The organism is Pseudomonas sp. B2021 (genome assembly GCF_018135665.1).
GTDB lineage: Bacteria > Pseudomonadota > Gammaproteobacteria > Pseudomonadales > Pseudomonadaceae > Aquipseudomonas > Aquipseudomonas lactis.
The window spans coordinates 4,198,435-4,205,002 of sequence record NZ_SMOF01000001.1 but is presented as its reverse complement, the minus strand read 5'-3'; the positions used below and the strand labels follow the sequence as shown (position 1 = coordinate 4,205,002).

At 58.0% G+C, this 6,568-nt stretch carries 7 protein-coding genes; 3 read left to right on the top strand and 4 right to left on the bottom strand.

The features are described from left to right. Positions 1–79: 79 nt before the first annotated feature. Together E1K68_RS18805 and E1K68_RS18800 are read right to left on the bottom strand one after the other, a co-directional pair. On the bottom strand, positions 80–427 hold the full coding sequence (locus tag E1K68_RS18805; RefSeq protein WP_032896065.1) for a hypothetical protein: 348 nt from the start codon (positions 425–427) through the stop codon (positions 80–82). Next, on the bottom strand, positions 408–581 hold the full coding sequence (locus tag E1K68_RS18800; protein WP_164692209.1) for a hypothetical protein: 174 nt from the start codon (positions 579–581) through the stop codon (positions 408–410). Before E1K68_RS18800 ends, E1K68_RS18805 begins: the two co-directional genes overlap by 20 nt. A 137-nt stretch (positions 582–718) precedes the next feature. On the opposite strand from E1K68_RS18800, the gene E1K68_RS18795 reads away from it, so the two are divergent. Both E1K68_RS18795 and E1K68_RS18790 read left to right on the top strand, forming a co-directional pair. Beyond that, positions 719–1,393, top strand: a complete 675-nt coding sequence (locus E1K68_RS18795) for a response regulator transcription factor (protein ID WP_212614542.1) — start codon at positions 719–721, stop codon at positions 1,391–1,393. Further along, the gene (locus E1K68_RS18790) at positions 1,386–2,696 is read left to right on the top strand and encodes a HAMP domain-containing sensor histidine kinase (protein ID WP_069557711.1); all 1,311 of its coding nucleotides are present in this window, start codon (positions 1,386–1,388) and stop codon (positions 2,694–2,696) included. Before E1K68_RS18795 ends, E1K68_RS18790 begins: the two co-directional genes overlap by 8 nt. A gap of 126 nt (positions 2,697–2,822) precedes the next feature. On the opposite strand, the gene E1K68_RS18785 is transcribed toward E1K68_RS18790, so the two are convergent. Then, positions 2,823–4,685: a DUF3857 and transglutaminase domain-containing protein gene (locus E1K68_RS18785; RefSeq protein WP_212614541.1), complete on the bottom strand. Its 1,863-nt coding sequence runs from the start codon at positions 4,683–4,685 to the stop codon at positions 2,823–2,825. A gap of 512 nt (positions 4,686–5,197) precedes the next feature. Then, complete coding sequence (locus E1K68_RS18780; RefSeq protein ID WP_003192702.1) at positions 5,198–5,638, bottom strand: hotdog fold domain-containing protein; 441 nt, start codon at positions 5,636–5,638, stop codon at positions 5,198–5,200. Between the two features lie 134 nt (positions 5,639–5,772). Here E1K68_RS18780 and E1K68_RS18775 point away from each other — a divergent pair, with 134 nt between their 5' ends. Further along, a complete protein-coding gene (locus tag E1K68_RS18775; RefSeq protein ID WP_057711868.1) occupies positions 5,773–6,390 on the top strand; it encodes a TetR/AcrR family transcriptional regulator in 618 nt (205 codons plus the stop codon). Positions 6,391–6,568 lie beyond the last annotated feature (178 nt).

Sequence of the window (6,568 nt, the reverse complement as noted above, 5' to 3'; positions counted from 1 at the left end):
TTCAGGAAGCACGCGTTATCGTTGACGTTTTTCGCGAGCAAGCTCGCTCCTACAGAGGTCACTGAACGGCATTACGTATCTAGAGCCTGCTCGGGGTTTGAATTGCAGGCAGGAGGTAGTCGAACCATTGCGCCAGGTTCGAGCCTGATAGCCGCTGCGCCTCATCGACCTCCATCGATTCATCCTCACCGGCGGTGTAGCACTGGTCACCACTGCGCCTGTCATCGGGATAGACCATAAAACCACCGCGGCCGTCAGGGCAGTCGGGCAGATACACCGAGGACAGGTCGCGTTGCTCATCGAGGTGCGCATTCAAGCGCGCGATATAGATACCCATCGAAACCGCCACACCAATAACCAGCACCACGCAGGCGACCAACTGGCCGGTATAGCTGGCGCCAATCTCATCACGACGCACGGGCGACATCACACGACCCTGTCTGCTCAACGTTCTGGCCAACCAGAAACCAGCCATTGCCTCCCATGCGTACCAACTGCGTTTGCTGTGGAAGGATGCCCACCATCAGCGCGAGGAAAATCACGGCTAACAGCACCCCTTTGATCATCGAATACAGGTTCATGACGGTGACGAGCTCTGGATAAGAAGATCCTTAGCCTAAGCAGCACGGGGTTAACGTCAGGTAAACATCACGGGAAACCTGCCGACTTCCGCTATCCTTCACACCGCTGCGCACTGCCTGCCCGAGGGGTTTTTTCCGTGCATATTCATCTGCTGCTGGTCGAGGACAACCTGGACCTGGCCACCACCGTTATCGAGTACCTGGAGATCAGCGGCATCGTCTGCGATCACGCCAGCCATGGCCAGGCCGGGCTCAACCTGGCGCTCAACCAGCATTACGACGTCATTCTGCTGGACATCATGCTGCCGCGACTGGACGGCCAGCAGGTGTGCGCAGGGTTGCGCCAGCAAGGCATCCAGACCCCCATCCTGATGCTGACCTCGCTGGATGCGTTGCCCGACAAGCTCGCCAGTTTTGCCGCGGGCGCCGACGACTATCTGGTCAAGCCGTTCGAGCTTGCCGAGTTGGTGGCGCGGATTCGCGCCTTGAGCCTGCGGCGCAGCGGCCAGACCAGCCGCCTGCAAGTGGACGACCTGGTCATGGAACTGACCACCCGCAAAGTCAGCCGGGCAGGGCAGGAGTTGCATCTGTCACCCATCTGCTGGGCCTTGCTCGAGCACTTGATGCGCGCCAGTCCCGAGCCTGTTCCCAGGGAGCGGTTGGAAAGCAAAATCTGGGGCGATGAGCCACCCGACAGCAATACCCTCAAAGTACATATGCATCGGCTGCGCAAGACGGTAGACAAACCCTTTGGCCGGCCGTTGATCCATACCCTGGCGGGTGTCGGCATTCAGGTAAAACCCCATGCGTAACGGCCTGAGCTTGAAGTGGGTAATCAGCGGCAGTTTCCTGTGTCTGATTGCGGTGGTGCTGGTGATCTACAGCAAGCTGCTGCCTGAATTCACCGTGCGGGGCCTGTTCTACACCGCCAGCGCGATGATGGAGGAGGAAGCTCAGTATTTTCTCCGGCATTACAAACAGGACCCGACCACGCCGACGCCGCACAATTACTTCTATACCAGCGTCATCGGCAAGGAGGCGTTGCCGCAGGACGTGCGCGAGTTGCTCACTACATCGCCGAGCCTGTCCTTCGGCGCGGTGAATATCTTTGGCGATCTCTATTCCGATGACGACGACGAGCCGTTCCAGATCATCCTCGAACAGCCCCTGGGTGACGGCAAAACCCTCTACATGTACGACATCGACCACGATAAAGAAGCAGGTGGAGAGGTGGAGACGCCGTTGTCTGATGCCTATTTCGATCAGGTCATAGAGAGTGTCAAGTTCATCAGCCTGGCGGTATTCGTGCCGGCGCTGATTATCATCGCCTTGCTGGTCTGGTGGCTGGTTCGGCCGCTGGGGCGCCTGGTGCAATGGTCCGGCACACTCAAAGACCCTGAGGCACTGACCGGCGCTCGACCGGGTTTCAGCTTCAAGGAGTTCAATATGCTGGCCGATGCCCTGGCCAAAAGTGTTGAGCAGGTGCAGGCCGCCAGCGAACGAGAAGGCCGCTTGTTGCGTTACACCAGCCATGAACTGCGCACGCCCCTGGCGGTGCTCAAGGCCACAATCGAATTGTTGGCCCTGCAATCGGGCGGTGCGCTGCCACCCTCATTGCAGCGCATAGAACGTTCGGTGATGAACATGCAACTGATCGCCGAAACATTGCTGTGGATGAGCCGCGAGCGTCCCGAGCCGCTGCCGGAAGAAGACGTTGACCTGAGCGAGCTGGTGGGCGACCTGATTGAAAAACACCGCTACCTGATCGGTCACCGGGATATTGAGCTGAGCATCGACATCCACAACGAACCTTGCCGACTGCCCCCTACAGCGTGCCGTATCGTGATCGGCAACTTCCTGCGCAATGCGCTGCAATACGCGGAAGAGGGCACGGTGGACATCAGTTTCAAATACCCCAGGCTGGTGATTGCCAATTACATCAACGAGGCCAGGCCGCGGCAGGAATCCGACGACTATGGATATGGTCTAGGGTTGCAGTTGATGCGGCAGTTATGCGCAAAGCTGGGCTGGCAGATTGAGGTGATCCGTGAGCAACAGAGGTTTACGGTCATTCTTGATTTTACGAGCGTGCGGGCTGTCGAGTCAGAACGTTAAAGGCTGATAGCGCCTCACAGAAGCGCCAACCGGGTTAGGAACGGTTTTATAGCTGCGCCTCAGCATGCAGTCCCCGCTTCCCGCGCGCCAGTGCATAACCACTGACACGCAAGAAGGGCCAGGGCGTTACAACGTCTGCACAATGACCTGGCTTTTCAAATCGTTGACCATGCCTTCAATGGCCGGTTGCATGGCCGCAAAATCTTCCGGGGTGCAGAGAATCTCTGGCTTGCTAAACACATACTGACGGGTGATCAGCACCGTATTGGCCTTCTTCACATAGGTAGAGCGATAGTCGAAGCCTGCGTGTTTCACCGACACTGCCTTGGGCACCGCGAGGATCTTCACCTTGGCGGGGAACTCCAGGCGCGCAACTTCTGAGATTTCACTCGAAAGGCAGGAGAAGTTCTGAGTGCGTTCCTTTTCGGCCATCAAGGAAAACACGCTCTGGCCAATACCGCCGGCCAGGCTGGAGAGGGTAGGCACCCCAGTCGGGCCCGGCAGGTTCACCAGGTTGCTGGTGTGGCCATTGATCGCGAACTTGAAGGTATTGGCAGTACTGTCCAAAGCGTCAGTTTCGATCACGCCGCTACCGGATTGCCCAAACATGCTCAGGACCTGTTGCACCAACTGATTACGGTCGGCGGGCTGCATGGCCTTGAGCATGAAGCGGTTAAGCTCCGCGCCCCAACCGTCGATGGTGGAGTCATTGGTAAAGTCTGCAGCGCCTTTGGTGTTGACCTTGAACGCCATGGTTGTGTCCACTTTGCCAGGCTGGCGGGACGGTGTCTGCTTACGCTCACCGGTCTGTGTCAGCAATACCGGTTTGCCGAGTTCGGGCAGAGGCAGGTAGCCAGCGGCGATGGGGGTCGCGGTGGAGTCCAGGTACAGATCGAGGCTGGGTACATAAGTGATCACATGGTTGAGCACGCCCAGAGTCGGCACCTGGGGCAGTACGTAGGCGTTGCCGGCGTTGATCAGGGCGGGCGAGCTTTCAATGGCGACGGCTTTGAGCAGCGCTTCAAGCAGGGCTACATGGTCTTTGCAGTCGCCGTAGCGGTTATCCAGCACCGCTTGCGCTGAGTGCGGTACTACGCCGCCGGCGCCGACGTACACGGCCACATAGCGGATGTTCTTGCGTACCCAGTCACTCAGCACCAGGGCCTTGCTGCGTGGGTTGTCGAGGTTGGTGGTGAGTTCCTTGGCCAGTTGGGTCATGGCCGGGGTCACTTCTACCTGTGCGCGTGCGGCGTAGGCCCGGGCAAACTGTTTGTAGTCGGTGAACGTCGATACGGCCAGCAGTTGCCCGTAGTCGGTGTAGGCAACGGAGCCATCTTCCACGCGATTTTTCTTGGTTTGCTCCAAGTCCCAGCGGTACACCGTTCGCCCGTTGGCGTTGGCTGGCGCGGACGCTTTGAAACCCCGTGAGTCGGCGTACAGCTTCATTTCGGCGGGCATGTCGTAGCTCAGGCGCACCTGCTCATTCTGGTAAAAGTCCGGCGAGAAAAGGTCTTCGAACTGCCCCGCAAACAACGGTGTATTGCGATGGCGCTGGTACCGCAGAACCATGCGATCACCCACTTGCAGCTCCGGGAAGATCACCACTTTGACCCGCGAGTCCTGAAACATCGGCGCCTGGGCAGACTCCAGTTCCTGCTGCTCCTTGATCCGGTCTGGTGTTACCACGACTTTGCGGCCATCGGATTTGAGCGTGTAGGCCTCGACAATATCCAGAGTTTCCAGGGTGCGATTGTAGGTCACAGAGCGCTGGGCGTTGGAGGTGATCGCGCGCTCTTCATTGATCCGCATAACCCGTTCGACATCCAGCACAAAGCTACCGTCGGGGTTCACGACGTAGGACTGGATGTTTTTTTCGTGGGTCAGGGAGAGGTCGGTGTAGTCGGCACGGGCTGGCGTCGTCAACAGCACGCAGACCATGACTGCCAGCACACCGAGCAGGCGTAACGCAGAGAACGGCAGGCTTTGCATAGAGATCCTTCTGAACTAGGGCGCGCCGTTTCACCGGGGCGTATGTTCCTGAATAAGTCGATGGATAGGACTCGCGAGCGCTTCGCCTACTCAATTGGCTGACGTTCAGGGGTTATGAAGATTTTTAGGTTTCTCTCGCACGCTATGTGTGCCGAGACTTCCCATTGAGTAAGACGTTTTCGAAGGATTTTATTTAGCGCTGGTTAATCAGAAAGTTAAAAGCTTTGATCCGTGTCTCTTGGGAGAAGAGGTATTTTTTTGACGGCCGATGATCTTTCCCGTCCTCTTATTTGATATGCCGATAAGGCGTTCGCCATTGATACCTTCGCCCTGGAAAAGACCGGTTCAGCTCGCCGTTGGCGGTATTGCCGATGCGCAATTGATGCCGCATATCGCCGGCGATACCACCACGGCAATCCGCACCGCTTCGCAGTGCATCGTCGACCGCACCAGGCGTCCAGTCACGCATTGCAGATGCCGCGTAGCTGATACTGCCTGGGCCGGCCGAATGCCTAAGCGAGTTTCACATTCATGGTGATGTGGGCGGTGAAGACCTTGACGCCACCCGCATCGAAAATCTCGACCGGCACGATCTTGTCCCCCGCAGTCTGCCAATCGATAGCGCTGCCATCGGCAACAGCGCGGATATCGGTTTTCGCCTTGGCCAGGTATTCCACAGTCATGCCTTTGGGAATCCAGCGTGCGCCTGCGGGGATCGACGCGTCGGTCATCATGCCGCCGGCCAGTTCGGCGGCGTTGCACAGTGCGATGGCATGCACCGAGGCCAGGTGGTTGGTGATTTCCTTGCGAAACGGCACGGTGACCACCGCATGGTTGGGTTTGAGCTCCGCGATCTCGGGAGTGATGGTGCTGAAGTAGGGGGCCATCTGGCAGGCCAGGTTGCTGAATGCAGCGGGGCCTACGCTATTGAACATGCTCAGGGCTTGGCTCATCGGAATATCCTCAAGGGTCATTTTCAGAATAATATTCTGTAACAGAACAATATTCTGTTGATTCCACGGCTGTCAACCTGAGCTTTCTCTGCCGGTCGTTCAGCCTATAAACTGTTTTGATTTGGCGTTCCTCCATGCACTCCATCGATCTCATCGAGCGCACCTTCCCCGGCAGGCGCAGCGACCTCAAGCGCATCATCCTGCGCGAAGCACTGGCGTGTTTTAACGAGGTGGGCATCGAGGCGACCTCTATCGAAACCATTCGCGCGCGCTGCGACACCAGCGTGGGCGCTATCTATCACCACTTCGGCAATAAAGAAGGGTTGGTCGCTGCGCTGTTCTTTGCGGCGTTGGAGGACCAGGCCAGTCTGCGTGACCACTATCTGCAAGCAGCGGACACCGCCCACGCAGGTGTCGTCGGGCTGGTGTACAGCTACGTTGAATGGGTGACCGCACAGCCGAACTGGGCGCGGTTCGTGTTCCAAAGCCGTTTTGCCGTCTCCAGCGGCCCGTTCAAGGACGAGCTGCTTGCACGCAATAAACAGCGCAACCAGCAGTTGAAGGAATGGATGGGCGGGGAAGGGCGCAAGGAGCATTTCAGCCACTTGCCTGCCGAGCTGATCCCTTCGCTGATCATTGGTGCGGCGGAAAGTTACTCGCGTGCGTGGTTGTCGGCGAAGGTCAAAAAGAGTCCATTTGAATACCGTGAACTGCTGGCTGAAGCGGCGTGGAAGTCGATCAGCCTGGGTTAGTCAGGCCTGCTCATCTCCTGCAGGAGCTGTCGAGCCCCAGCGAGGCTGCGAAAAGCGGTGGTTCAGGCGATGAAAGTGTTGCCTGTGCCGCCGCCTTCGCAGCCTCGCTGGGGCTCGACAGCTCCCACATTTTGAGCGGTGTTATTGTCGGGAGTTGTGTTTGGTGCGGTGGCCCTGC